Genomic DNA, 25,743 nt, shown 5'->3' with positions numbered 1-25,743 from the left:
CCGAGGTGAACAACATGACGTCATCCAGCCGCCGCCGTTTCCTGCATACCGTCGCGCAATCCGCGGGCGCCGCCGTCGCGCTCAACGCGTTTCCCGAATCGATCCGTCGCGCGCTCGCGATTCCGGCCGCGCGCGGAACCGGCACGATCCGCGACGTCGAGCACATCGTCGTGTTCATGCAGGAAAACCGCTCGTTCGATCATTATTTCGGACACCTGCGCGGCGTGCGCGGCTACAACGACCGCTTCCCGATCCCGCTGCCGAACGGCAAGCCGGTCTGGTATCAGCCGTCGAAGGCCGATCCGTCGCGCGCGGTGCTGCCGTTTCGGCTGAACACGCTGACGACGAGCGCGCAGTGCGTCGGCGATCTCGATCACTCGTGGTACAAGACGCACGCGGCGATCGACGGCGGCCGCTACGACCAGTGGCCGGCCAACAAGACCGACATGACGATGGGCTATCACGTGCGCGAGGACATTCCGTTCCACTACGCGCTCGCCGACGCGTTCACCGTCTGCGATCACTACTTCTGCTCGCTGCCGGGGCCGACGCACCCGAACCGCGCGTATCTGATGACGGGTACGGTCGATCCGACCGGCAAGTTCGGCGGCCCGCTGCTCGACAACAACGACTACGTCGACGGCGACGGCCCGCCCACCTATCAGCTGCTGTCGTGGACGACTTTCCCCGAGCGGCTCGAGGCGCGCGGCGTGTCGTGGCAGGTCTACCAGCAGGGAACGACCGGCAGCGATCCGTACAACGGCAACTACGGGACGAACATCCTGCAGAACTTCGCGAACTTCATCAACGCGCAGCCGGGCTCGTCGCTGTACCAGCGCGCGCAGACGGTGCGCACGCTCGACGACCTGAAGGCGGACGTGCTCGCGGGCCGGCTGCCGCAGGTGTCGTGGCTGCTGCCGCCCGCCGCGTTCTCCGAGCATCCGAAGTACACGCCCGCGTACGGCGCGAACTACACGTCACAGATCCTCGATGCGCTGACTGCGAATCCGGACGTCTGGCGCAAGACCGTGCTGTTCATCATGTACGACGAGAACGACGGCTTCTTCGACCACATCGTGCCGCCGCAACCGCCGACGTCCGACGCGCAGGGCGCCTCGACGGTGACGACCGACGGCGAGCTGCACACGGTCGTGAACCCGGGCCGCGGCGGCAGCTACACGGCCGACGGCCTGCCATACGGCCTCGGCCCGCGCGTGCCGATGACGATCGTGTCGCCATGGACCAAGGGCGGCTTCGTCTGTTCGCAGGTGTTCGATCACACGTCGGTGATCCGCTTCATCGGCGCGCGCTTCGGCGTCGACGAGCCGAACATCACGCCGTGGCGCCGCACGGTGTGCGGCGATCTGACGTCGGCGTTCGACTTCCGCTCGTCCGACGCGACGTTCCCGCCGTTGCCGGACACGAGCCAGTACCGCTCGCTCGCCGATCAGCAATGCACGTCGCAGCCGGCGCCGACGGTGCCCGCGACGCCGTCGCCGATCGATCCGCAGGAGCCCGGCGTGCGTCCCGCACGCGCGCTGCCGTACGAGCTTCACGTGAACGCGACGCTGCGCGGCGCACACACGCTGCGCATCGAGTTCGCGAACCGCGGCGATCAGGGCGCGCACTTCTATGTGTACGGGACGAACCGGACCGACGGCCCGTGGCGCTATACGGTCGGCGCGCGCCGCGTGCTGCATGCGGAATTCGACCTGACCGTGACGAACGGCGCGTATGCGTTCTCGGTGTACGGGCCGAACGGCTTCGTGCGGATCTTCGCGGGCGACGTATCGGCGGCGGCCGCGCGGCGGCGCAACGACGCGCAGCCCGAAGTGAAGGCCGGCTACGACGTCGCCAACGGCAATCTGTATCTGAAGCTGCACAACCACGGCACGGCGCGCGTGACGCTCACGCTGACCGACAATGCGTACGGCGCACCGTCACGCGAGGTCACGCTGCACGGCGGCGAGGAGCGCGTCGAGCAGTGGCTGCTGGCCTCGAGCCACCAGTGGTATGACGTGACGGTCAGCGACGGCGCGAACGGCACGTTCTCGCGCCGCTTCGCGGGACACGTCGAGAACGGCCGGCCGAGCTATTCGGATCCGGCGGCCGTGCGGCCGGTGGCGGCATAGCCAGCGGCGCCGCGCGCGGCATCAGAACGCGTGCGCGAGCGCGCGTTCGACGCGCGCGGCCGCCACCTCCGGCTCCGCCTCGCGAAAACGCAGCGGCGCCGCGCAGTGCACGAGCGTATCGACGAAGTATTTCGCGCGCGGCCACGGCCCGAAGCCGGCCGCCGTGTTGATGTGACCGGCATCGCCGAGATTGACGAACGCGCTGCCGAGCTGTTGCGCGAGCGTGCGCGCGTCGGCGAGCGGCATCCACGGATCGGTTTCGCTGCCGATCACGATCGACGGCACCGGCAGGCGGCGTGCGTCGAACGGCCCGGCGAACGTGAATTTGCGCGGGCTCGCGGGCGCGACGAGCAGCACGCCCGCGACTTCGGCGGCGAGCGGCCACTGCGCGAGCGCATGCGCGGCCGCGAGGCAGCCGAAGCTATGCGCGGCGAGCACGAACGGCCCGCGCTCGCGTTCGAGCAAGGCGCGCACGGCCTGCGCCCAGCGCGCGAGATCGGGTGCATCCCAGTCGTCCTGCTCGACGCGCAGCGCGCGCGGAAACTGCCGTTCGAGCCAGGTCTGCCAATGAGCGCCTTCGCTGCCGTGCAGGCCCGGAACCGTCACGAGCCGCGGCGGCCACGCCGATTTGCTGCATCCGCGCATGATTGCCCTCGCTTGCTTGTACAGGTAGGCCGATTGTCGCGTGCGGCGCGCGGCAGCCGAACCAATATTTTGTGCTTTGCTTTTGCGCACGCCGCCGCGCGACGGCGCGCGATAGGCGCCGACACCGTAGAATGTGGGCTTCCCGTCAGCTATGCATGGAGCCGGACCGCGCGCCGCCGCGCGCGCGTCCGATCGTCAGGAGACGCCCGATGTCCGCTACGCCTTCCCGCGCGCTGCGCCCCTTCCATCTCGCCTTTCCCGTATCGAGCCTCGCCGACGCGCGCGCGTTCTACGGCGGCCTGCTCGGCTGCCCGGAAGGCCGCAGCGCCGACCACTGGGTCGATTTCGACTTCTTCGGCCATCAGCTCGTCGCGCACCTCGCGCCCGACGAAACCGGCGCGAGCGCGGTGAACGCGGTCGACGGCGACGACGTGCCGGTGCGCCACTTCGGCGTCGTGCTGTCGATGGACGAATGGCACGCGCTCGCCGACCGGCTGCGCGCCGCGCAGATCCGCTTCGTGATCGAGCCGCACGTGCGCTTCAAGGGCGAAGTCGGCGAGCAGGCGACGATGTTCTTCCTCGATCCGTGCGGCAATGCGCTCGAATTCAAGGCATTCGCCGACATCGGCCAGCTGTTCGCGAAGTGAGCGCATGAAGATCCTGTTCCATTCGCCGCACCAGGACGCCGCCGCGTGGCGCGACGCGTTCGCGCGCGTGCTGCCCGAGGCCGAACTGCGCGCGTGGCAGCCCGGCGATACGGCCGCGGCCGACTATGCGCTCGTATGGCGCGCACCGCCCGCGTTCTTCGCGCCGCGCGACGGACTGCGCGCGATCTTCAATCTCGGCGCGGGCGTCGACGCGCTGCTCGCGCTCGAACGCGCTCACCCCGGCACGCTGCCGCGGCACGTGCCGCTCGTGCGGCTCGAAGATTCCGGCATGGCGCAGCAGATGATCGAATACGTGACGCACGCGGTGCTGCGCTACCTGCGCCGTTTCGACGAATACGACGCCTTGCAGCGCGAGCGTCGCTGGCAGGTGCTCGACGCGCATCCGCGCGCGAGCTTCGTCGTCGCGGTGCTCGGCCTCGGCGTGCTCGGCACGCAGGTCGCACGTGCGCTCGCGGCGCTCGGCCTGCCGGTGCGCGGCTACAGCCGCAGCCCGAAACGCATCGACGGCATCGAGACATTCGCGGGCGACGAAGCGCTCGACGCCTGCCTCGACGGCGCGAAGGTGCTCGTGAACCTGCTGCCGAGCACGCCGGCCACCGACGGCCTGCTGTGCGCGCGCACGTTCGCGCGGCTCGCGCCGGGTGCCTATCTGATCAACGTCGCGCGCGGCGCGCATCTCGTCGAAGCCGATCTGCTCGACGCGCTCGCGAGCGGCCGGATCGCCGCGGCGACGCTCGACGTGTTCCAGCACGAGCCGCTGCCCGCCGATCATCCGTTCTGGCACACGCCGCGCATCACGATCACGCCGCACAGCTCGGCCGAGACGCTGCGCGACGAAGCCGTCGAGCAGATCGCCGCGAAGATCCGCGCCTTCGAGCGCGGCGAGCCGGTCGGCGGCATCGTCGACTACGCGCGCGGCTACTGACGCCCGCCATACCAAGCAACCAGGAGACAACCATGACGTTCCCCACCGCCGTCAAGATCGTCGAAGTCGGCCCGCGCGACGGGCTGCAGAACGAAAAGACCTTCGTGCCGACCGACGTGAAGGTCGCGCTCGTCGACAAGCTGTCGCGCGCGGGCTTTCGCAACATCGAAGCCGCATCGTTCGTGTCGCCGAAATGGGTGCCGCAGATGGCCGACGGCGCCGACGTGATGGCCGGCATCGAGCGCCGCGCGGGCACCGTCTACTCGGTGCTCACGCCGAACCTGAAAGGCTTCGAGAACGCGCTCGCCGCGCGTGCCGACGAAGTCGTGATCTTCGGTGCGGCGAGCGAGGCGTTCTCGCAGCGGAACATCAACTGCAGCATCGCCGAGAGCATCGCGCGCTTCGAGCCCGTCGCGAAGGCCGCGAAGGAGGCGGGCCTGCGGCTGCGCGGCAGCGTGTCGTGCGCGCTCGGCTGCCCGTACCAGGGCGAGGTGCCGGTCGCGTCGGTCGTCGACGTCGTCGAGCGCTTCGCGGCGCTCGGCTGCGACGAGATCGACATCGCCGACACGATCGGCGTCGGCACGCCGAAGCGCACGCGCGAAGTGCTCGACGCGGTCGCCCGCGTGTTCCCGCGCGAGCGGCTGTCGGGCCACTTCCACGATACGTACGGCCAGGCGCTCGCAAACATCTATGCGGCGCTGTTCGAAGGCATCGAGATCTTTCACGCGTCGGTCGCGGGGCTCGGCGGCTGCCCGTACGCGAAGGGCGCGACCGGCAACGTCGCGACCGAGGACGTGCTGTACCTGATGCAGGGCCTCGGCATCGACACCGGCATCGATCTCGCGCAGGTGGTCGCCGCCGGCGACTTCATCTCGAACGCGATCGGCCGCGCGAACGTGTCGCGCGCCGGGCGCGCGCTGCTCGCGAAAGCGCAGAGCGCGGCCGATGCGCCGAGCTGCACCTGACCCGACATTCGACGACTGGATGGATTCCTGAACATGACGACACCCGCTTCACTCGACACGCTCCCCGATTCCGCGCGCCGCGTCGCGCTGCTGCTGCGCGAGCGCGGCCACACGAAGGACATCGTGATGCTCGCCGAAACCGGCAAGACTTCCGCGGAGGCCGCGGCCGGCCTCGGCTGCTCGGTCGCGCAGATCGCGAAATCGATTCTGTTTCGCCGGCAGGCGGACGGCGCGCCGGTGCTCGTCGTCGCGAGCGGTGCGAACCGCGTCGACGAACGAAAGGTCGCCGCGCAGGTCGGCCCGGTCGGCCGCGCGGATGCGAAGTTCGTGCGCGACAACACCGGCTATGCGATCGGCGGCGTTTGCCCGATCGGTCATCTGGTCGAACCGGTCACGCTGATCGATGCCGATCTGCTCGCGCTCGACAGCCTGTGGGCAGCTGCCGGCCATCCGCATGCGGTGTTCAACCTGTCGCCGCAGGAGCTCCTCGCACTGACGGGCGCGCCGGTCGCGGACGTCGCGCTGCGGGACCCGGCATGAGCGACGTGCCGGTGCCGGTCGGTGTCGTGGGTTCGCCCTGCACGGACGTATGCCGCATCGATCCGCGCACCGAGTGGTGCGCGGGCTGCCTGCGCACGCGCGACGAGATCCGCGCATGGCGCAGCGCCGACGACGACGCGCGACGCGTGGTGCTCGCGCGGCTCGATGCGCGGCGGCGCATGCTTGCGCGAAGCGGCGAATAAAAAAAAGCCGTTCAGCCTGCGGGCGAACGGCGTCGAGATCGGAATCCTGTGAACGTGATCAACGTCACAGCCGCGATGATACGAGCGACGCGCCGGCATCGCATCGGGTGTTTCCCTACAACTTCTTACAGCGCTGCCGCGCACGCGTGCGGGCACCGCGAACGGCCGTTCGCGCACGCTCGCGGCGCACGAAAAGCGTACGACCGTTTCAGTTGCCGGCGTGCGCGCGACGGCGCGTCGGCACGATGCGCCAGCCGAGATTGACGCCGGCCGCCGCGAGCAGGATCAGCAGCGCGCCGAACACTTGCGCCCATGCGAGCGTCTGGCCGAACGCGATTCGATCGACGACGATCGCGACGATCGGATAGACGAACGACAGCGCGCCCGTCATCGCGGTCGGCAGCTTCTGGATCGCGCCGTACAGCAGCACGTACATCACGCCGGTGTTCACGATCCCGAGCACGACGAGATCGGCCCACTGCGCGGGCGTCGCGGGCGGCGTGTCGAAGTGCGCGAACGGCGCGAGCAGCACGATCCCGAGCGCGACCTGCAATAGCGCGAGCAGATGCGGCGGCGTGCCCTTCAGGTGCTTCGTGATGATCGACGACACCGCGTACAGAAACGCCGCGCCGAGCGCGAGCGCGACGCCTTCGAGATATTCGCCCGGCACCGCGAGCACGGCCGGCTCGACACGCACGACGCACACGAGCCCGACGAAGGCGAGCGCGAGCCAGACGAGCGTCGACGCCGTGATCCGCTCGCGGAACACGATCGCGCCGAGCGCGACGAGCATGAACGGCTGCGTGTTGTAGACGGCCGTCGCCATCGAGATCGACGCACGCGAGTACGCGGCGAACAGCAGCAGCCAGTTGGCGACGATCGCGATGCTGCCGAGCGCCGTGAGGATGAGCATGCGCGGCGAAAACAGCGCGCGGCGCAACAGGCCGAGCGCCGCGCACACGATCGCGAGCGTCGCGGCGCCGAACACGCAGCGAAAGAACACGACGTTGGCGAGCGGCTGCTGCGACGACATCACGAGCCAGCCGATCGAGCCGGACATCACCATCGCGACGACCATCTCGGCGGCGCCGCGGCGGATTTCATTCGAGACCATCGTGATACTCCGTTAAGCGGAATCGGATGACTTCGATTCTAGAAACTTGCAATCGCGCCGGCCACGACTAAACTGAAGCGAATCCAACGATTCACCTTAGAAAGCAAAGCGATCATGCCGAAACGCCTTTCCCCTCCGGCCGTCGCGTCGCTCGACGCGATCGACCGCGCGATCGTTGCGGCGCTCGCCGACGACGCGCGCATCGCGACGAGCGAGCTCGCGCGGCAGATCGGGCTATCGGCCCCGGCCACGGCCGATCGCGTGCGGCGCCTCGAGGCACAGGGCGTGATCGCCGGCTTCACCGTCGAGCTCGATCCGCGCGCGCTCGGCTACACGCTGCAGGCGATCGTCCGCGTGAAGCCGCTGCCGGGCCAGCTGCATCTCGTCGAGGAACTGCTGCAGCGCATTCCCGAATTCGTCGAATGCGACAAGGTGACCGGCGACGACTGCTTCATCTGCCGCCTCTATCTGCGCACGATCGAGCACCTCGACGGCATTCTGTCGAAGGTCACCGAGCGTGCGGAGACGAGCACGGCGATCGTGAAGTCGACGCCCGTGCCGCGCCGTCTGCCGCCGCTCGTCGAAGAAGAGGAGTCGCACCGCTGACGTGCGGCGCGCGCCGCGCGGAAGCGAGCCGAACCGGCGCCTTAAACGGCCGGTTCGCGCGCCTCGAAGAACGCGAGCATCTCGTCGATCAGCGCGACGGGCGCTTCTTCCGGGATGTAGTGCCCGCAGTCGAGCGCGCGGCCGCTGACGTCGCGCGCGACGCGCCGCCATTCGTCGAGCGGCTCGAAGCAGCGCGCGACGACACCATTCGCGCCCCACAGCACACGCAGCGGGCACGCGATCTTGTTGCCGCGTTCGAGATCGGCACGGTCGTGCTCGAGATCGATCGTCGCCGAGGCGCGATAGTCCTCGCACATCGCGTGCACGGCGCCCGGCTGCGCGAGCGCCGTGCGGTACGCGTCGAGCGCATGCGGCGCGAACGGCGCGAGCCCGGCCGACCGGTTGCCCATCACACGCTCGATGTAGGCGTCGGTATGGCCTTCGATCAGCGTTTCGGGCAGCGGCTCGGGCTGGATCAGGAAAAACCAGTGGAAATACGCGGTCGCGAACGCGCGGTCGGTCTGCTCGTACATCGCGAGCGTCGGCGCGATGTCGAGCAGCATCATCCGCTCGACGGCGGACGGATGATCGAGCGCGAGCCGATGCGCGACACGCGCGCCGCGGTCGTGCGCGCAGACATGAAATTGCGTGAAGCCGAAATGGCGCATCACGGCGACCTGATCGGCGGCCATCGCGCGTTTCGAATACGGCGCATGCCGGGCGTCGCTCGGCGGCTTGCCGGACGCGCCGTAACCGCGCAGATCGGTGGCGATCACCGTAAAGTGATTCGCGAGCGTCGCGGCGACGCGATGCCAGATCACGTGAGTCTGCGGGTGACCGTGCAGCAGCAGAAGCGGCGGCCCCGCGCCTCCTTTGACACCGAAGATCTCGGTGTCCTGCACCGTCACGCGAAACGGTGCGAACGCGTCGAACGACATGGTCTGTTTCTCGTAGGTTCGTTATGGCGGCTATTGTAGGAGCGCCGGCCACCGCGAAGAGCGGCGCAGCAGCCAAAACACATAGAGACAGAGCACTCGTTCGAGCGCACGCGCGTCGCACGTTTCGCCAAGCTGGCGTAAAATCGCACGACCGTTCGTATCACTCGCTGCGTACGGTGCCGTTCGCGATTACACTCGGAGCGCCGGCCACCATGCCTCACGCGCACGCCGACGCGCCGCCGGGTCGATATTGGAGACTTCCTATGGCATTGCCTGCCGTCCTGCAGAACCTGACGCTGCCCGTCATCGCGTCGCCGATGTTCATCGTCAGCTATCCCGAACTCGTGCTCGCGCAATGCAAGGCGGGCATCGTCGGTTCGTTTCCCGCACTGAACGCGCGCCCCGCCGAACTGCTCGACGAGTGGCTCACGCAGATCCAGTCGGAGCTCGCCGCGTACAAGTCGAGCCATCCCGACGCCGTCATCGGGCCGATCGCGGTCAACCAGATCGTGCATCAGTCGAACGTGCGGCTCGAGCACGACGTGCGCGTGTGCGTCGACCACAAGGTGCCGATCTTCATCACGAGCCTGCGCGCGCCGGCGCGCGAGATCGTCGACGCGGTGCACAGCTACGGCGGTATCGTGCTGCACGACGTGATCAATCTCCGCCATGCGCAAAAGGCGCTGGAAGCGGGCGTCGACGGGCTGATCCTCGTCGCGGCAGGTGCGGGCGGCCATGCGGGCACGACCTCGCCGTTCGCGCTGGTCGGCGAAGTGCGCAGGATCTTCGACGGCCCGATCGTGCTGTCGGGCGCGATCGCGAACGGCGGCTCGATTCTCGCCGCGCAGGCGATGGGCGCCGATCTCGCCTACATGGGCACGCGCTTCATCGCGACGCAGGAAGCGCATGCGGTCGAAGACTACAAGCGCGCGATCCTGAACGCGAAATCGTCGGACATCATCTACACGAACCTGTTTACCGGCGTGCACGGCAACTACATTCGCGAAAGCATCGAGAAGGCCGGACTCGATCCGGAGGCGCTGCCCGAATCCGACAAATCGAAGATGAATTTCGGCGGCGACAAGGCGAAGGCGTGGAAGGACATCTGGGGCGCCGGTCAGGGCGTCGGGCTGATGGACGACCTGCCGAGCGTCGGCGCGCTCGTCGAGCGGCTCAAGACCGAATACGACGCCGCGAAGGCGCGGCTCGGCGTGACGCGCTGACGTCGCTATCGCTGCTGAAGCGGCATGTGACGTTGCCGACCCGCGAATCGGTCGGACAAAAAAAATCGCGGACCGTCTGCTGCACGGTCCGCGATTTTTTTATGTCGATGCGCAGCGGCGCGTTCAGCCCGTGCGCTTCATCCGCGACATCGGCAGCACGTGCGAGCGCGATTCGATCGACGGACACAACGACTGCCCTTCGAAGCGCGCAGCAAGAAAATCGACGAACGAGCGCACCTTCGCCGATACGTGACGCCGGCTCGCATACACCGCATAGATCGGCAGCTCGCGCGGCGGTACCGCATCGACAAGCACGGGCATGAGCCGCCCCGCCTCGATGTCGTCGCCGACCACTTCGGTGCCGAGCAGCGCAATGCCGGCGCCGGCCAGCACGGCCGCGCGCAGGCCTTCGAGATGGTTGACGATCAGATTGCCGTTCAGCGCCACGCGCGACGCGGCGGCCGCGTCGTTCAGCATCGCGTCGAGCGTCGACGCGTTCGAGTCGCGCCGCAGGTAGTTGTGCCGCGCGAGATCCGCGAGCGTCTCGGGCGTCCCGTGCTTTTTCAGATACTCGGGCGACGCGACGAGCAGAATGTGCGCGGTCGCGATCTGGCGCGCCACGAGCGACGACGACTTCAGTCCGCTCGGCGCCGCGCGCACGGCGACGTCGTAGCCCTCGTCGATCAGTTCGACGACTCGATCGGACAACGTAATCTCGACCGTCACGTCCGGAAAGCGCTCCGCATAATCGGTGACGGCCTGCATCACGTGACGCAAGCCGAATGCGGACAGCGACGTCACGCGCAGCCGCCCTTGCGGCACCACGCTCGCGGCGCCGACGGCCTGTCCCGCTTCGTCGAGTTCGGACAGCGCCTGCACGAGGCGCTCGTAATATTCGCGTCCCGCCTCGGTGGGCGCGACGCGTCGCGTCGTACGATGCAGCAGCCGTGCGCCGAGCTGCTGCTCCAGGTGCATCACGTGCTTGCTCGCCATCGCCGCCGACATTTGCATGCGCTCCGCCGCGCCGACGAAGCTGCCCACTTCGACGACGTAGCGAAACACATTCATGCTGACGAGGGTATCCATCTAACTAGCTCGCAATTCCAGGTGATGATGCTATTGCGAGATAGGGTAACAAAGGCACGCGAAGCGAAAGGTCAAGAATGGCAAAACGGCGCCGCGATATCGCGGCGCCGTTTCGTGTCGGGCGCAAAGCGTGCGCGGCACGAGCGCCGCGCGCGACAGAGGGTCAGAACTTCGCGCGGATGCCGGCGCCGAACGTGTTGCCCGTCGACAGTCCGCTGATGTGATCGTTCATGTAGGCCGCGTAAATGTCCGTGCGCTTCGACAGCGGATAGTCGTAGCCGACCGCCCAGGTCTGACGCGTCTGGTCGAGCCCGCCGCCGTCGCGCGAATAAGCGTAGGACGCCATCGCGTTGCCGACGCCGATCGGCACCGACACGCCGCCTTGCGCGGTGTTCACGTGCCAGCTGCCCGCGACCTGGTCATTCTTCGTATACATGTACTGGCCGAACAGCTTGACGTACTTCAGATCGTAGGTCGCGCCGACGAGCGCGATGCCCTGGCTCTTCATGCCGGCGACGAGCGCGCTCAGGTCGCGCGGGCCGTTGTTGAAGTTCACGTACTGATAGACGGCCGTCGCCGCGAACGGGCCGTTCGCATAGTTGAACTGCGCGCTCCACTTCTTCGAGCCGTTGTCGCCGGCCTGATTGCCGAGCGCGTACATCGCGCCGAAATTCAGTCCACCGAACGACGGCGACGTGTACGACACCGCGTTGTTCCAGCCCGAATCGCCGACCGCGCCCTGATCGCTCGGATAGGTCGGGAACGTGCCGAGGCCGAGGAACACGTGGTACACCATCGGCGAGAACGTGTACGAGTCGTAGAACGGGTTGAACAGGATCGTCGAGAGGAACAGGTGCGTGGTCAGGCGACCGGCCGTCACCGTGCCGTACGGCGAACTGATGCCGACGTACGCGTTGCGCGCGAAGAACGTGTCGCCGGTGAAGCGGCCGTACTGGCCGTTCTGCGCGCGGAAGAAGCTTTCGAGCGTGAAGATCGCCTTGTAGCCGCCGCCGAGATCCTCGGCGCCGTGCATCCCCCAGTACGACGTCGACATCCCGCCGCCGCTCACGTTCCATGCGCGGTCGCCGCCGGGGAACTTCGTCGCACCGATCCATTCGTCGACCTGACCGTAGAGCGACACGCTCGATTGCGCATGGGCGGGCGCGGCAGCGGCCACACAGGCGGCCGCTGCAATCAGCTTGACGGACGTGCGCGACGCACGGCGGGCGAATGCTTTCATGGGATCTCCAGGTTTTGTCGATGTATCGATAAGTGGCGCGAGCGTTGTTATCGGAGCCGATGCTTGCGTCGTGTGGGGCGCAGCCATCTTTACGGATCATTTGTCCGGTCAAAATTGCGCGCACTTATTGCGGGTATAGCTGCGTGATTAACTTCGCGAAGGCGATACGTGGCCGGCGCTCGCGGCGCGGCCCCGCGCGGGGCGCGCACGACGGGACGGCGGCGCTTCGCGCGCGTGCCGGGCGCGAAAGATAGCGCAATGCGACGGGAAAATCAGCGGAAATGTGCGCGCGACTGTGGCGAATTCGCATCAGCCGGCTTCGGAGGGCCGAACGCGGGCGCGTTCAGTTGCGGTAGAACGGCGAGAAAAACGGCGAGTGTGCGGGTTCTTCCTGCGACCGCGGCGGCGGCATCGGGCGGCCGCCGCGCTCCTCGTTGTAGCGCGCGACGTCGGCGCGGATCGAGCCCGCGCGCAGCGGCATGTTGCCGGCGCCCGACGGACGCGTCATCTGGCGCACCTCGGCGCTGATCGGCCGATACGGGCTTTGCGCGGCGTAATGGCCGTACGACGGCGTCGGACGCAAGCCCCAACGCGAACCGCCCGCGCGGACGCCGGGGCCCGGCGCACGCGCGAGCGGCGTCGCACGACGCCACACCGTCGCGCCGCCGGCCGGCTGGCCGTACGCGTGCATGTCGCCGCCGCCGAAGCCGTGGCTGCCGTGCGGCGGCTGCGCGAGCGCGAGCGGCATCAGCAGCGCGCCCAGCGCGCCGGCCACCCATCGTGCGATGTTGCGTTTCAACCGTTCCGTCATCGTTCAGTGCCTGTTCACGCTCGCCGCCGTTGGTTGCGCGGCCGACGCGAGCCTTTCAGCAGTAATTTATGAGCCGGCGAAAAACGTGTCGAGCCAAAAAGTGTTAGGCCCCGGGCATCGGTGTAACACCATGTTACTGCTAGGTTTTTTCGCGCCGGAGCACATCGCCGACGATGCTTTTGGACGACGTTTCGCCGCGCCGCCGAGCGTGCTCTGTCAATGCCTACGATTCATCAATCGATTCACACAATGAATTTGTGTATTGAATCGACTATCGCGACAATATCGCCAATCGCGCGCAGCGCGCGGCCGCCCTGCGCTGCCCGTTCGCCGCGCATCCGCCGTTTCAGATCGAGATTCCGATGGCCCGTCCCCGTTTTCTTCCCGACAACTTCACGCTCGCGCTCGTCGGCACCGTCGTGCTCGCGAGCCTGCTGCCGTGCCGCGGCCCGGCCGCCCATGCGTTCAACTGGGCGACCAATATCGCGGTCGGCCTGCTGTTCTTCCTGCACGGCGCGAAACTGTCGCGCGAAGCGGTGATCGCCGGTGCGACGCACTGGCGGCTGCACGCGGTCGTGCTGCTCAGCACGTTCGCGCTGTTTCCGCTGCTCGGCCTCGCGCTGAAGCCCGTGCTGCAGCCGCTCGTCACGCCGACGCTGTATGCGGGCGTGCTGTTTCTCTGCACGCTGCCGTCGACGGTGCAATCGTCGATCGCGTTCACGTCGATCGCGAAGGGCAACGTGCCGGCGGCGGTGTGCGCGGCGTCCGCGTCGAGCCTGCTCGGCATTTTCGTGACGCCCGCGCTGGTCGGGCTGATGATCACGTCGCAATCGGCGGCGGCGGCTTCGCCGTGGAGTACGGTCGGCAGCATCGTGATGCAGCTGCTCGTGCCCTTCATCGCCGGCCAGCTGCTACGGCCCGTGATCGGCGGCTGGATCGATCGCAACCGCGGCGTGCTGCGCTTCGTCGACCAGGGCTCGATCCTGCTCGTCGTCTACGTCGCGTTCAGCGAGGCCGTGAATCAGGGGCTCTGGCACCAGATTCCGGCGCACGCGCTCGCCGGCCTCGTCGCGGTGAACCTCGTGTTGCTCGCGATCGCGCTGCTGCTGACGGCGTTCGTCAGCAAGCGGCTCGGGTTCAATCGCGCCGATCAGATCACGATCATCTTCTGCGGATCGAAGAAGAGCCTCGCGGCCGGCGTGCCGATGGCGAAGGTGATCTTCTCGGCGCAGGCGGTCGGCGCGATCGTGCTGCCGCTGATGCTGTTCCACCAGATTCAGCTGATGGCGTGTGCGGCGCTCGCGCAGCGCTGGGGCGCGCGCGACATGAGCGGCGAGCGCGACGAGGGCGACGCGAGCGCTGCGCCCCGCACGCTGAGCGCGGGCAAGCGCTGACGCGACTGGTGCCGCTCATGAGGTGCGCGACCTGAGGCCCACGGCCAGCGGGCGGCACGATGCGCCAACATCGCGCATCGCGTCACACAATCTTCATTCAATTCTGCGCGCGCGCTGCCGTTAAGTCGTGGGTCCCGTCGCTTCGGCCGCCACGCTCATGCCCGCGCCCCCTCCCGCTCCCGCTGCCGCCGGCAGCACCTCGCGCCTGATCGCGGATCGCGCGCTCGCCGCCGTGTTCCAGCCGATCGTCGACCTCGGGTCCGGAACCGTCATCGGCTACGAGGGGCTGATCCGCGGGCCGCACGGCACCGAGCTCGAGCCGCCTGCCGCGTTGTTCGCGCAGGCCGCGCGCGAGGGCGAGACGCTCGCGCTCGAACAGGCGGCCGCGCTCACCTGCCTCGACGCGTTCGCGGCGCTCGGCTGCGACGGCAAGCTGTTCCTCAATTTCAGCGCCGGCACGATCCTGCAGCTCGCGCGCGAACGCGAGCGTGCCCGCATGCTGCTCGGGCGCGCGCGGGTCGGCGCCGAGCGCATCGTGATCGAGCTGACCGAGCAGAACGCGACGACCGATGTCGCGCATATCGTGCCGGCGATCGCGTCGCTGCGCGATGCGGGCATCCAGCTCGCACTCGACGACTACGGCACCGCGAACGCGAGCATGAACCTCTGGCTGCGCCTGCACCCGGACGTCGTGAAGATCGACCGCTTCTTCATCCACGACATCGCGCGCGACCCGCTCAAGTTCGAAGCCGTGAAGGCGATGCAGCATTTCGCGCATGCGAGCGGCGCGAAACTGATCGCGGAAGGCATCGAGAACGAATGCGACCTGATCGTCGTGCGCGACATGGGCATCTGCTGCGTGCAGGGCTTCCTGCTCGGCCGCCCGAATGCGCGGCCTTCGCGCGTCGTCGCGCCCGCCGCGCGCGACGCGATCCGCACGCCGCACATCGCCGTGTTCCCCGGTGCGACGCGCATCGCGCGGCCGGCCGGCACGATCGCCTCGAAGATGCTCGTGCCGGCGCCGGCGCTGCCGCGCGACGCGACCAGCAACGACGTGCTGGACTTGTTCAACCGGATGCCCGACCTGCACGCGGTCGCGCTCGTCGAGCGCGGGCGGCCCGTCGCGCTGGTCAACCGCCGCGGCTTCATCGACCGCTTCGCGCTGCCGTACCACCGCGAGGTGTTCGGCAAGAAGCCGTGCCTGCAGTTCGCGAACGACGCGCCGCTGATGATCGAGAACTCGACGACCTTCGAGCAGCTCGCGATGCTGCTCGCGAGCCATGACCAGCGCTATCTCGCGGACGGCTTCGTGATCACCGAGCACGGCCGCTACGTCGGGCTCGGCACCGGCGAAAGCCTCGTGCGCGCGGTGACCGAGATGCGCATCGAGGCCGCACGCTATGCGAACCCGCTGACGTTCCTGCCCGGCAACATCCCGATCAGCGCGCACATCGATCGCCTGCTCGCGCGCGACGCGGGCTTTCACGCGTGCTACGTCGACCTGAACCAGTTCAAGCCCTTCAACGACCAGTACGGCTACTGGCAAGGCGACGAGGTGCTGAAGTTCGCCGCGACGGTGCTGGCCGGCGTCTGCGATCCGCAGCGCGACTTTCTCGGGCACGTCGGCGGCGACGATTTCCTCGTGCTGTTTCAGCGCGACGACTGGCGGTCGCGCGCGCTCGCCGCGATCGAGCGCTTCAATCAGGGCGCGCAGCTGTTCTATACGCAGGCCGACCGGCAGGCAGGCGGCCTGCGCGGCGAGGATCGCCACGGCAACCCTGCGTTCTTCGGTTTCGTGACGATGGCGATCGGCGCGGTCAGCGTACCGGCCGGCGCACACGGCGCGAAGCGCTATGGCAGCGACGAAATCGCGTCGGTCGCCGCGCTCGCGAAGCGGCGCGCGAAACAACAGCCGGGCGGACTGGCGGTGGTCGACCTCGATGCGGGCCGCGCGGCGCTGCGGGAGCGCGGCGAGCCGCCCGGCGCGAGCGCGGGCTGAACCGCGCGGGGCGAGGCTTCAGCCCGCCGCCTGCTGCGTTGCCGCCTTGTCTCGCCTCTTCCCGGATTGCGCCACGCAGGCGACCTTCGGGCCATCGCGCCTTCGCGCGCCGCCAGCCCGCGTCGGCGTGCTCGGGCCCGTTCCAGCCCGCTCTGGGCCATGCTCGCGCCTGCCCCGGCATGCTTCTACTTGCTCAAGGCAGCTCTCGCCAGTTCCGGTCTGCTCCGGTCTGCTCCGACCTGCTCTGCCCAGCTGCGGCCCAGTTCAGCCCGCCCCGCTCCCAGCATGCTTCCGGCGCACCACGCCCGCCCGCGGCCCCATCCAGCGTGCCGTCACTCGTTCACCTTGCCTTTTTCGCGCTTTGTTTAGTATTTTTAGTAACGTCGTTTTCACTGATTAGCACGCTAAAAGCTGTTATTTGCGGGTATTCCCCGGTTATCCGACCCGCTTTCACAAACGGGTTTTACTATACAATCGCCGTCAACCTAAACATTCCGGAACCCGAACGATGGGCACCACCATTCGCGACGTGGCGCGGGCGGCAGAGGTCTCGATCGGCACCGTGTCGCGCGCGCTGAAGAACCAGCCGGGCCTGTCCGAAACGACGCGCGCGCGGATCGTCGAGATCGCGCAGCGGCTCGGCTACGACCACGCGCAACTGCGGCCGCGCATCCGCCGGCTCACGTTCCTGCTGCATCGGCAGCACAACCGCTTTCCGGCGAGCCCGTTCTTCTCGCACGTGCTGCACGGCGTCGAGGATGCCTGCCGCGAGCGCGGCATCGTGCCGACGCTGCTGACGGTCGGCCCGAACGACGACGTGCTGCGCCAGATGCGTCCGCACGCGCCCGACGCGATCGCGGTGGCCGGCTTCATCGAACCGGAAACGATCGAGGCGCTCGCCGCGACGGGCCGCCCGCTCGTGCTGATCGACCTGTGGGCGCCGGGCCTGCGTTCGGTGAACATCGACAACGCGACGGGCGCCGCACTCGCGATGCGCCATCTGCTCGCAACGGGCCGTTCGCGGATCGCCTTCATCGGCGGCTCGCCCGCGCACTACAGCATCGCGCAGCGCGCGATCGGCTATCGCCGCGCATTCTTCGAGGCCGGCCGACTGTTCGATCCCGCGTACGAAGTGACGATCGACGCAGGGCTCGATCCCGACACCGGCGCCACGCGCGCGATGCAGCAACTGCTCGATGCGCCGGGCCCGCGGCCCGACGCGGTGTTCGCGTACAACGACGCGGCCGCGCTGGCCGCCCAGCGCGTGTGCCTCGCCCGCGGGCTGCGGATTCCGGACGATATCGCGATCGTCGGCTTCGACGACATTCCCGCCGCCGCGCACGCGAACCCGCCGCTGACGACGCTCGCGGTCGACAAGGAAGCGCTCGGCCGCCGCGGCGTCGAACTGCTGCTCGCCGAGTCGCCCGAGCACACCGAGATCTCGCTGCCCGTCGAGCTGATCGTGCGGGCCAGCAGCCAGTCCGCCGGCTCGCCGGCCCTCGATACCGCCACGGTCACCGAATCATGAACATGCCTCCGGTCCAGTCCTGCCCCGCCACGCCGGCCGCCCATGCGCAGCCGGCGCCGTTCGTCGCAAACTTCCGCGATCCGTCGTTCCTGCTGTCGCACGTCGAGGACACGCTGCGCTTCTACGCGCCGAACGTGCTCGATCCGACCGGCGGCTTCTACCATTACTTCCGCGACGACGGCAGCGTCTATAACCGCACGTCGCGCCACCTCGTGAGCAGCTGCCGGTTCGTGTTCAACTACGCGATGGCGTACCGGCATTTCGGCGATCCGCGCCATCTCGACTACGCGCGCCACGGGCTGCGCTTCCTGCGCGACGCACACTGGGACGAACAGCTGCAGGGCTACGACTGGGAGCTCGAGTGGCGCGACGGCGCGAAGCGCGCGACGCTCGACGGCACGCGCCACTGCTACGGGCTCGCGTTCGTGCTGCTCGCGGCCGCGCATGCGACGATGGCCGGCATCGAGGAAGCACGCCCGCTGATCGCCGCGACCTACGAGCTCGCCGAGCACCGCTTCTGGGATCCCGCCGCGGGCCTCTATGCCGACGATGCGACGCCGAACTGGATCGTTTCGACGTATCGCGGCCAGAACGCGAACATGCACATGACCGAAGCGCTGCTCGCTGCGTACGAAGCGACCGGCCACCTGACGTATCTCGATCGCGCGGAAAAGGTCGCGACGAACATCACGCAACGCCAGGCCGCGCTCGCCGGCGGGCTCGTCTGGGAGCACTACCACGCGGACTGGTCGGTCGACTGGGACTACAACAAGGAAGACAGCTCGAACATCTTCCGTCCGTGGGGCTTCCAGCCGGGCCACCAGACCGAATGGGCGAAGCTGCTGCTGATCCTCGAACGGCACCGTCCGCTCGACTGGCTCGTGCCGCGCGCGGCCGAACTGTTCGACGCCGCGCTCACGCACGCCTGGGACACCGACCACGGCGGCCTCTGCTACGGCTTCGGCCCCGACTTCACGATCTGCGACCACAACAAGTATTTCTGGGTGCAGGCCGAAACCTTCGCGGCCGCCGCGATGCTCGGCGCGCGCACCGGCGCCGAGCGCTTCTGGGACTGGTACGACGAGATCTGGCGCTACAGCTGGGCGCATTTCGTCGATCACCGCTACGGCGCGTGGTACCGGATCCTCACCTGCGACAACCGCAAGTACAGCGACGAGAAGAGCCCGGCCGGGAAAACCGACTATCACACGATGGGCGCGTGCTACGACGTGCTCGCGACCCTCGCGCGCACGGCGCGCAGCGAGCAAGCGCAATGAGCGGCGGCACGTTTCCGGCTTTCGTGTCGGCAGGCGACATCCTGACCGACATGGTGCGCGCAGGCGACGCGCAATGGACCTCGGTGCCGGGCGGCGCCGGCTGGAACGTCGCGCGCGCGGTCGCGCGGCTCGGCGTGCCGAGTGCGCTCGCGGGCGCGATCGGCGAAGACTGCTTTTCTGACGTGCTGTGGCACACGAGCGAAGCGGCCGGCCTCGATCTGCGCTTCCTGCAGCGCGTCGCGCGGCCGCCGCTGCTCGCGATCGTCCACGAGACGCGGCCGCCCGCGTACTTCTTCATCGGCGAAGCGAGCGCGGATCTCGCGTTCGACCCGGCGCGTCTGCCGGCCGGCTGGGCCGAGCACGTGCAATGGGCGCATTTCGGCTGCATCAGCCTCGTGCGCGAACCACTCGCGGGCACGCTCGTCGCACTCGCGGCCGATCTCCATGCGCGCGGCGTGAAGATCAGCTTCGATCCGAACGTGCGCAACCTGATGACGGCCGCGTACCGGCCGACGCTCGAGAAAATGGCCGGCCTCGCCGATCTGATCAAGGTGTCCGACGAGGATCTGCGGCATCTGTTCGGCAGCGATGGCGACGACGCGATCGAGGCAGTGCGCGCGCTGAATCCGCGCGCGGCCGTGCTGGTCACGCGCGGCGCGCAGCCCGCGACGCTCTATGCGGACGGCGAACGCTACGACGCGCGGCCGCCGCGCGTCGAGGTCGCGGACACCGTCGGCGCGGGCGACGCGTCGATCGGCGGGATGCTGTTCAGCCTGATGGCGGCGCCGCAGCGGTCGTGGCGCGAACATCTGGCCTTCGCGCTCGCTGCCGGTGCGGCCGCGTGCCGGCACACGGGCGCGCATGCGCCGACGCTCGACGAAGTCGTCGCCCTGCTCGAACGCTGAACGCGCGTCGATCGATCGGCCGCCGATACACCGCGCTGGACATGCTGCGCCGCAGTGCTACGATGAAGCGTCCTTTTGCGGGAGAGGCATCATGGACACGAACACGTTCACGAAGGGCATCTACACGGCGAAGGCGCACACGCGCAAGGCGGACGGCGGCCAGTTCGAGGGCTACGTGATCCTCACGCGCGACGAAGGCGATACGCCGGACAACACGGTCTACGAGGTCGGCGCGACGAGTTCGAGCGAGGAAGAGGCGTTCGAGGAAGCGAAGGCGCTCGCCCACCGGATACTCGGCGAGATCGAGCTGTAAGGGCAAGGGCCGCCCGTCGCGGCCCGTCCGACGCGGCGCGCGGCAGCACGCGCGTTCGCTATCGCATCAAAGCAGACGCGCGAGCGTCGACACGAGCATCGTCACGACCAGCGTCGACATGAACGGGAACGGATAGCGCCGGCCGCCGAGCGTCAGCGTGACGTCGCCGGGCAGGCGGCCGATGCCGAGCTTGCCGAGCCACGGCCAGCAGCGCGTCAGGATCATCACCGCGACGAACGACGCCATCAGCCAGCGCAGCATGCGGCCTCCGTCACAGCGCGTGCGAGCGGTCGCCGCGCACGAATGCGTCGAGCGTGCCGTCGATGCCGCGCGAGAACGCGATCACCTTGAACAGCTCGCCCATCTCCGCCTCCGAAATCAGCTTCTGCACCGCGTTCGCGGCCGGCAAAAACTGCGTGACGTCGGACGGATCGATCGCGGCGAGCGCGTCGGTGATGCCGGCATTCAGCAGAAAGCGCGCCTGGGACGTGTAGCCGAGCAGGTCCGCGCCGGCGGCGATGCCGGCCTCGTAGATGCCGGTGAATTCGACGTGCGCGGTGATGTCCTGCAGCCCCGGATACAGGAACGGATCGTCGTGCGCGTGGTGCCGGTAGTGGCACATCAGCGTGCCGCGGTCGCGCTGCGGATGGTAGTACTCGTGCGCCGGGAACCCGTAGTCGATCAGCAGCACCGCGCCGCGCGCGAGCATCGTGCAGACCGTGCGCGTGAACGCGAGCGCGGCCTCGTGCGTCTCGGTCACGTAGCCGTCGTCGACGTCGAGGCCCGCGAGCGCCGGCGGCACGGCGGCCGGCGCGACCGCGCGATCGTCGAACACGAACGCGTGCTGCGCGTCGAGCGCGACGCCGCGCTCGCGCCAGGCGCCGCCGGCCTTCGCGAACAGCCGCACCGGCATCGCGTCGAGCACTTCGTTGCCGATCACGACGCCCTCGAACCGCTCGGGCAACGCATCGAGCCAGCGGACCTTCGCGGCCAGCGCCGGCGCGGCCGCCGCGATCGTGTCGCGCTGGCGCGCGCGCAGCTCGCCGGACAGGTCGACGATCAGGTACTCGTCCAGTGTCGCGCCGAGCGCATCGAGCGCCGCCAGCAGGCCGGCCGCGAGCTTGCCGGTGCCGGCGCCGAATTCCATCACGCGCCGCGTGCCGCTCGCCGCGAGCGCGTCGGCGACCGGCTGCGCGAGCGTCTGCGCGAACAGCGGCGACAGTTCGGGCGCGGTGACGAAGTCGCTGCCGTCGTCCGCGCGGCGGCCGAACTTGCGCGCGCCGCCGCTGTAATAGCCGAGGCCCGGCGCGTACAGCGCGCGCTCCATGAAGCGGGAGAACGGCAGCCAGCCGCCGGCCGCCGCGATCTCGGCGCGCAGTTGCGCGGCGAGCGTTTCGGACTGCGCGAGCGCATCGGGGCCGGGAGCAGGTAAACTAGCGGGTTCGTGAGCTTTCGGGTTCATCCCGGCATTGTAAATGACCGTTTCAGCCGATACGCCGGCCGCGCGCGTGGCGCTCGTCGCCGGCGCGTTCGACCGCCGCGCCGATCCCGTGCCGCTCGGGCGCGCGCTCGCTGCGGCGTTCGCGCGGCGCGGCTGGGACGTCGCGCTGCAGTGCGGCCCCGGCGCCGCGCGCGCAGACGCCGACGCGGCCGCCGCCGACGCCGCGGCGCTCGGCCGTCGCGCCGCCGTGCTCGACGCCGATCTGGCCCTGGAGGGCGATGCCGCGACGCTGATCGCCGCATGCGGCGCTACGCTCGGCCGGCCCGCATGCGCGGTATTCGTCAGCGCGTGCGCCGGTGCGGACGATGCGCAGACGATCGACGGCGCGGCGCTCGCCGCCGCGCTCGCACGCAACGTGACGGCGCCGCTCGCGCTGGCACGTGCGCTCGCCGACGCGACGCCCGACGCCGCGCGCGACGACGAATCGCTAAGGGCGTGCGCGATCCACGTGCTGGATCAGGCACTGTTTCACCCGGCGCCCGCGCAGTTGTCGCATGCGCTGATGCAGGCCGCGCTGAGCCGCGCGACGTCGGCGCTCGCGCTCGCACTCGCGCCGAAGGTACGCGTCGCGGCGCTGGTGCGCGGCCGCGCGCCGCACGCGGACGACATCGCGGCGGCCGCCTGCTATCTCGCGAACGCGCCCGGCGTGACGGGCGCGACGCTGACCGTCGACGGCGGCGAGCACCTCGTGCCGCCGGCGGACGGCCCGAATGAATGAACCGCGCGGGCGTGCGGCATCGCGCCGCCGCCCGCGCCGCTTTGCGTGTGCGCACGCCAATTTGACTGGGACGACCATGTTTTCCGCTCTCCTGCACCCCCGCCTCGCGGATTGCCGCAGGCTCTACCTGCGCGACTACGAGGTGCACATCAACATCGGGGCCTTCGAACACGAGAAGCGCGGCGAGCAGCGCGTCGTCATCAACGTCGACCTGTTCGTGCCGCTCGCGCGTTCGACGCCGGTGGACGACCGGCTGCACGAAGTCGTCGACTACGACCTGATGAAGCAGAGCGTCGCGCAGTGCGTGGCGCGCGGCCACATCCATCTGCAGGAAACGCTGTGCGACGCGATCGCCGCGCACCTGCTGGCGCACGACGCCGTGCGCGCGGTACGCGTCTGTACCGAGAAACCGGACGCCTATCCGGACTGCGACGCCGTCGGCGTCGAAGTCTTTCGCATCAAGGACGAGGAGCGAGCATGAACGCCCCCCAAACGAACGACACGGCGGCCGACGTCGCCACCATCGAAGCAAGCGCCGCCGAAGTCGGCCGCCGCGCGCTGACGCGCCGCGAGCAGAAGGAAGCGTACGAGAACAACAAGCTGTTCAAGCGGATCGTGCGCCAGGTCGGCCAGGCGATCGGCGACTACAACATGATCGAGGACGGCGACAAGGTGATGGTCTGCCTGTCGGGCGGCAAGGACAGCTATGCGATGCTCGACATCCTGCTGCGCCTGCGCGAGCGTGCGCCGATCGACTTCGACATCGTCGCGGTGAACCTCGACCAGAAGCAGCCGGGCTTTCCCGAGCACGTGCTGCCCGAGTACCTGACGCAGATCGGCGTGCCGTTCCACATCGAGAACCAGGATACGTACAGCATCGTCAAGCGGCTCGTGCCGGAAGGCAAGACGACCTGCTCGCTGTGCTCGCGGCTGCGCCGAGGGATCCTGTACCGCGTCGCCGGCGAGCTCGGCGCGACCAAGGTCGCGCTCGGCCATCACCGCGACGACATCGTGCAGACGCTGCTGCTCAACATGTTCTACGGCGGCAAGCTGAAGGGGATGCCGCCGAAGCTGCAGTCCGACGACGGCAAGAACGTCGTGATCCGGCCGCTCGCCTACGTGAAGGAAACCGACCTCGAGAAATACGCGGAGCTGCGCGAATTCCCGATCATTCCGTGCAATCTGTGCGGCAGCCAGCCGAACCTGAAGCGCGCGGAAATGAAGGCGCTGATCCGCGAATGGGACAAGCGCTTCCCGGGCCGCGTCGACAACATGTTCAACGCGCTCGCGAACGTCGTGCCGTCGCATCTGATGGATACGACGCTGTTCCCGTTCGCGTCGCTGCGCGCGACCGGCCAGGCCGACCCGCAGGGCGACATCGCGTTCGACGAGGAACCGTGCGCGAGCGGCGACGAGACGGCCCCGCCGGGCGGCGCAAAACCGATCTCGATCGTCCAGTTCGACGACCTGTAAGACAGGGCCGGAACGCCCGCCGGATCAGGGTTCCGCCGCCCTGTTCCGGCCCCGTTCGAAGGTGGCGCAGCGCCCGGAGCGACGGGGGCCGCATGCTAAAATGGTCGGCTTCAAACTCCTCTGACAAGCTGGCGCCATGAATATCGTGATTTTGGCGGCAGGCACCGGCAAGCGCATGCGTTCCGCGCTGCCGAAGGTGCTCCATCCCGTGGCCGGCAGGCCGCTCCTCTCCCACGTCATCGCGACCGCGCGCACGTTGCAGCCGTCCCGGCTCGTCGTCGTCGTCGGTCACGGCGCCGAGCAGGTCCGTGCGGCCGTCGCGGCGCCCGATATCCAGTTCGCGGTGCAGGCCGAGCAGCTCGGCACCGGTCACGCGGTGCGCCAGGCGCTGCCGCTGCTCGATCCCGCGCAGCCGACGCTCGTGCTCTACGGCGACGTGCCGCTCACGCGCGCATCGACGCTGCAGCGGCTCGTCGACGCCGCGCGCGACGGCCGCTACGGGATTCTGACCGTCACGCTCGACGATCCGACCGGCTACGGCCGCATCGTGCGCGACGCCTCGGGCTTCGTCACGCGCATCGTCGAGCAGAAGGACGCGTCGCCCGACGAACTGAAGATCGCCGAGATCAACACCGGCATCATCGTCACGCCCACCGCGCAGCTCGCGATGTGGCTCGGCGCGCTGAAGAACGAGAACGCGCAGGGCGAGTACTACCTGACCGACGTCGTCGAACTCGCGATCGAGGCCGGCTTCGAGATCGTCACCGCGCAGCCCGACGAGGAATGGGAAACGCTCGGCGTGAACAGCAAGGCGCAGCTCGCCGAGCTCGAGCGCATCCATCAGCGCAACGTCGCCGACGCGCTGCTCGCCGACGGCGTCACGCTCGCCGATCCCGCACGCATCGACGTGCGCGGCACGCTGCGCTGCGGGCGCGACGTATCGATCGACGTGAACTGCGTGTTCGAAGGCGACGTGACGCTCGCCGACAACGTGACGATCGGCGCGAACTGCGTGATCCGCAATGCGTCGGTCGGCGCCGGCACGCGCATCGACGCGTTCACGCATATCGACGGCGCCGAGCTCGGCGCGCACACGGTCATCGGCCCGTACGCGCGGCTGCGCCCCGGCGCGCAGCTGGCGGACGAAGCGCACGTCGGCAACTTCGTCGAGGTGAAGAACGCGGTGATCGGCCACGGCTCGAAGGCGAATCACCTTACCTATATCGGCGACGCCGACATCGGCGCGCGCGTGAACATCGGCGCGGGCACGATCACCTGCAACTACGACGGCGCGAACAAGTTCCGCACCGTGATCGAGGACGACGTGTTCGTCGGCTCCGACACGCAGCTCGTCGCACCGGTGCACGTCGGCCGCGGCGTGACGATCGCGGCCGGCACGACGGTGTGGAAGGATGTCGCCGACGGCGTGCTCGCGCTGAACGAGAAGACGCAGACCGCGAAGAGCGGCTACGTGCGCCCCGTCAAGAAGAAGAGCTGAACCCTTTGCGGGCGCCGCGCGGCGCCCGCGTCGACTTACAG

Annotated in this window: 26 protein-coding genes; 18 read left to right on the top strand and 8 right to left on the bottom strand. The window is 68.7% G+C overall.

Annotated features, from left to right (window positions below; genetic code table 11):
• Positions 1 to 14 precede the first annotated feature (14 nt).
• Positions 15 to 2,132 (top strand): phosphocholine-specific phospholipase C, encoded by a 2,118-nt coding sequence (locus BCR55_RS08780; protein WP_053297765.1) that lies wholly within the window; start codon positions 15 to 17, stop codon positions 2,130 to 2,132.
• A 21-nt stretch (positions 2,133 to 2,153) separates the two neighbouring features.
• Here the strand turns inward: BCR55_RS08780 and BCR55_RS08775 are convergent, their stop codons facing one another.
• On the bottom strand, positions 2,154 to 2,777 hold the full coding sequence (locus BCR55_RS08775) for an alpha/beta hydrolase (protein WP_065494464.1): 624 nt from the start codon (positions 2,775 to 2,777) through the stop codon (positions 2,154 to 2,156).
• A 209-nt stretch (positions 2,778 to 2,986) separates the two neighbouring features.
• Here BCR55_RS08775 and BCR55_RS08770 point away from each other — a divergent pair, with 209 nt between their 5' ends.
• From BCR55_RS08770 to BCR55_RS08750, 5 genes are read left to right on the top strand one after another with little or no spacing between them, the layout of a single operon-like run.
• Positions 2,987 to 3,424 (top strand): VOC family protein, encoded by a 438-nt coding sequence (locus BCR55_RS08770; protein ID WP_006407139.1) that lies wholly within the window; start codon positions 2,987 to 2,989, stop codon positions 3,422 to 3,424.
• Positions 3,425 to 3,428: 4 nt separating this feature from the next.
• Positions 3,429 to 4,370, top strand: coding sequence for a glyoxylate/hydroxypyruvate reductase A (locus BCR55_RS08765; RefSeq protein ID WP_065494463.1), 942 nt, complete (start codon positions 3,429 to 3,431; stop codon positions 4,368 to 4,370).
• A 32-nt stretch (positions 4,371 to 4,402) separates the two neighbouring features.
• Positions 4,403 to 5,335 carry a hydroxymethylglutaryl-CoA lyase gene (locus tag BCR55_RS08760; protein WP_065494462.1) on the top strand — a complete coding sequence of 311 codons (933 nt, stop codon included), beginning with the start codon at positions 4,403 to 4,405 and terminating at the stop codon, positions 5,333 to 5,335.
• Positions 5,336 to 5,368: 33 nt separating this feature from the next.
• Entirely contained in the window at positions 5,369 to 5,875 is a 507-nt protein-coding gene (locus tag BCR55_RS08755; protein ID WP_006398069.1) for a YbaK/EbsC family protein, read from the top strand.
• Positions 5,872 to 6,078, top strand: a complete 207-nt coding sequence (locus BCR55_RS08750) for a DUF1289 domain-containing protein (protein WP_006407142.1) — start codon at positions 5,872 to 5,874, stop codon at positions 6,076 to 6,078. Before BCR55_RS08755 ends, BCR55_RS08750 begins: the two co-directional genes overlap by 4 nt.
• 208 nt (positions 6,079 to 6,286) lie before the next feature.
• Here BCR55_RS08750 and BCR55_RS08745 read toward each other — a convergent pair whose 3' ends face one another.
• A complete protein-coding gene (locus BCR55_RS08745; protein WP_006407143.1) occupies positions 6,287 to 7,192 on the bottom strand; it encodes a DMT family transporter in 906 nt (301 codons plus the stop codon).
• Between the two features lie 114 nt (positions 7,193 to 7,306).
• On the opposite strand from BCR55_RS08745, the gene BCR55_RS08740 reads away from it, so the two are divergent.
• Positions 7,307 to 7,798 carry an Lrp/AsnC family transcriptional regulator gene (locus BCR55_RS08740; RefSeq protein WP_065494461.1) on the top strand — a complete coding sequence of 164 codons (492 nt, stop codon included), beginning with the start codon at positions 7,307 to 7,309 and terminating at the stop codon, positions 7,796 to 7,798.
• Positions 7,799 to 7,839: 41 nt separating this feature from the next.
• Here the strand turns inward: BCR55_RS08740 and BCR55_RS08735 are convergent, their stop codons facing one another.
• Positions 7,840 to 8,736 (bottom strand): alpha/beta fold hydrolase, encoded by an 897-nt coding sequence (locus BCR55_RS08735; protein WP_006407145.1) that lies wholly within the window; start codon positions 8,734 to 8,736, stop codon positions 7,840 to 7,842.
• A 263-nt stretch (positions 8,737 to 8,999) separates the two neighbouring features.
• Between BCR55_RS08735 and BCR55_RS08730 the strand changes: the two genes are divergently transcribed.
• Positions 9,000 to 9,959: a nitronate monooxygenase family protein gene (locus tag BCR55_RS08730; protein WP_006410436.1), complete on the top strand. Its 960-nt coding sequence runs from the start codon at positions 9,000 to 9,002 to the stop codon at positions 9,957 to 9,959.
• A 123-nt stretch (positions 9,960 to 10,082) separates the two neighbouring features.
• Here BCR55_RS08730 and BCR55_RS08725 read toward each other — a convergent pair whose 3' ends face one another.
• The 3 genes from BCR55_RS08725 to BCR55_RS08715 form a co-directional block, all read right to left on the bottom strand.
• Positions 10,083 to 11,045, bottom strand: a complete 963-nt coding sequence (locus BCR55_RS08725) for a LysR family transcriptional regulator (protein WP_006410047.1) — start codon at positions 11,043 to 11,045, stop codon at positions 10,083 to 10,085.
• Between the two features lie 163 nt (positions 11,046 to 11,208).
• Entirely contained in the window at positions 11,209 to 12,285 is a 1,077-nt protein-coding gene (locus tag BCR55_RS08720; RefSeq protein ID WP_006407148.1) for a porin, read from the bottom strand.
• A 343-nt stretch (positions 12,286 to 12,628) separates the two neighbouring features.
• Positions 12,629 to 13,096: a peptide-binding protein gene (locus BCR55_RS08715; protein WP_065494460.1), complete on the bottom strand. Its 468-nt coding sequence runs from the start codon at positions 13,094 to 13,096 to the stop codon at positions 12,629 to 12,631.
• A 362-nt stretch (positions 13,097 to 13,458) separates the two neighbouring features.
• On the opposite strand from BCR55_RS08715, the gene BCR55_RS08710 reads away from it, so the two are divergent.
• From BCR55_RS08710 to BCR55_RS08685, 6 genes are all read left to right on the top strand, one after another.
• Positions 13,459 to 14,490: a bile acid:sodium symporter family protein gene (locus BCR55_RS08710; protein WP_012214273.1), complete on the top strand. Its 1,032-nt coding sequence runs from the start codon at positions 13,459 to 13,461 to the stop codon at positions 14,488 to 14,490.
• 157 nt (positions 14,491 to 14,647) lie between these two features.
• The gene (locus BCR55_RS08705) at positions 14,648 to 16,489 is read left to right on the top strand and encodes an EAL domain-containing protein (RefSeq protein ID WP_006407153.1); all 1,842 of its coding nucleotides are present in this window, start codon (positions 14,648 to 14,650) and stop codon (positions 16,487 to 16,489) included.
• 508 nt (positions 16,490 to 16,997) lie between these two features.
• A complete protein-coding gene (locus BCR55_RS08700) occupies positions 16,998 to 18,017 on the top strand; it encodes a LacI family DNA-binding transcriptional regulator (RefSeq protein ID WP_006398052.1) in 1,020 nt (339 codons plus the stop codon).
• Positions 18,014 to 19,294 (top strand): AGE family epimerase/isomerase, encoded by a 1,281-nt coding sequence (locus BCR55_RS08695; RefSeq protein WP_012214275.1) that lies wholly within the window; start codon positions 18,014 to 18,016, stop codon positions 19,292 to 19,294. Before BCR55_RS08700 ends, BCR55_RS08695 begins: the two co-directional genes overlap by 4 nt.
• Positions 19,291 to 20,199 (top strand): carbohydrate kinase, encoded by a 909-nt coding sequence (locus BCR55_RS08690; protein WP_053297763.1) that lies wholly within the window; start codon positions 19,291 to 19,293, stop codon positions 20,197 to 20,199. Before BCR55_RS08695 ends, BCR55_RS08690 begins: the two co-directional genes overlap by 4 nt.
• Before the next feature lie 91 nt (positions 20,200 to 20,290).
• The gene (locus BCR55_RS08685) at positions 20,291 to 20,512 is read left to right on the top strand and encodes a hypothetical protein (RefSeq protein WP_006398049.1); all 222 of its coding nucleotides are present in this window, start codon (positions 20,291 to 20,293) and stop codon (positions 20,510 to 20,512) included.
• Between the two features lie 66 nt (positions 20,513 to 20,578).
• Here BCR55_RS08685 and BCR55_RS08680 read toward each other — a convergent pair whose 3' ends face one another.
• Positions 20,579 to 20,773: a DUF2905 domain-containing protein gene (locus BCR55_RS08680; protein WP_006398048.1), complete on the bottom strand. Its 195-nt coding sequence runs from the start codon at positions 20,771 to 20,773 to the stop codon at positions 20,579 to 20,581.
• A 10-nt stretch (positions 20,774 to 20,783) separates the two neighbouring features.
• Positions 20,784 to 21,974, bottom strand: a complete 1,191-nt coding sequence (locus BCR55_RS08675; protein WP_065494459.1) for a class I SAM-dependent methyltransferase — start codon at positions 21,972 to 21,974, stop codon at positions 20,784 to 20,786.
• Between the two features lie 13 nt (positions 21,975 to 21,987).
• Between BCR55_RS08675 and BCR55_RS08670 the strand changes: the two genes are divergently transcribed.
• The 4 genes from BCR55_RS08670 (at position 21,988) to glmU (ending at position 25,702) form a co-directional block, all read left to right on the top strand.
• Positions 21,988 to 22,731 (top strand): Rossmann fold domain-containing protein, encoded by a 744-nt coding sequence (locus BCR55_RS08670; protein ID WP_065494458.1) that lies wholly within the window; start codon positions 21,988 to 21,990, stop codon positions 22,729 to 22,731.
• A gap of 76 nt (positions 22,732 to 22,807) precedes the next feature.
• Entirely contained in the window at positions 22,808 to 23,212 is a 405-nt protein-coding gene (locus BCR55_RS08665) for a dihydroneopterin aldolase (protein ID WP_006407992.1), read from the top strand.
• Complete coding sequence (gene ttcA / locus BCR55_RS08660) at positions 23,209 to 24,204, top strand: tRNA 2-thiocytidine(32) synthetase TtcA (protein ID WP_053297767.1); 996 nt, start codon at positions 23,209 to 23,211, stop codon at positions 24,202 to 24,204. The genes BCR55_RS08665 and ttcA overlap by 4 nt, the downstream gene beginning before the upstream one ends.
• 136 nt (positions 24,205 to 24,340) lie before the next feature.
• Positions 24,341 to 25,702 (top strand): bifunctional UDP-N-acetylglucosamine diphosphorylase/glucosamine-1-phosphate N-acetyltransferase GlmU, encoded by a 1,362-nt coding sequence (gene glmU / locus BCR55_RS08655; protein WP_035952612.1) that lies wholly within the window; start codon positions 24,341 to 24,343, stop codon positions 25,700 to 25,702.
• Positions 25,703 to 25,743 lie beyond the last annotated feature (41 nt).

The organism is Burkholderia sp. CCA53 (assembly GCF_001685525.1).
Classification (GTDB): Bacteria; Pseudomonadota; Gammaproteobacteria; order Burkholderiales; family Burkholderiaceae; genus Burkholderia; species Burkholderia multivorans.
This window is presented reverse-complemented; position numbering and strand designations above follow the sequence as displayed.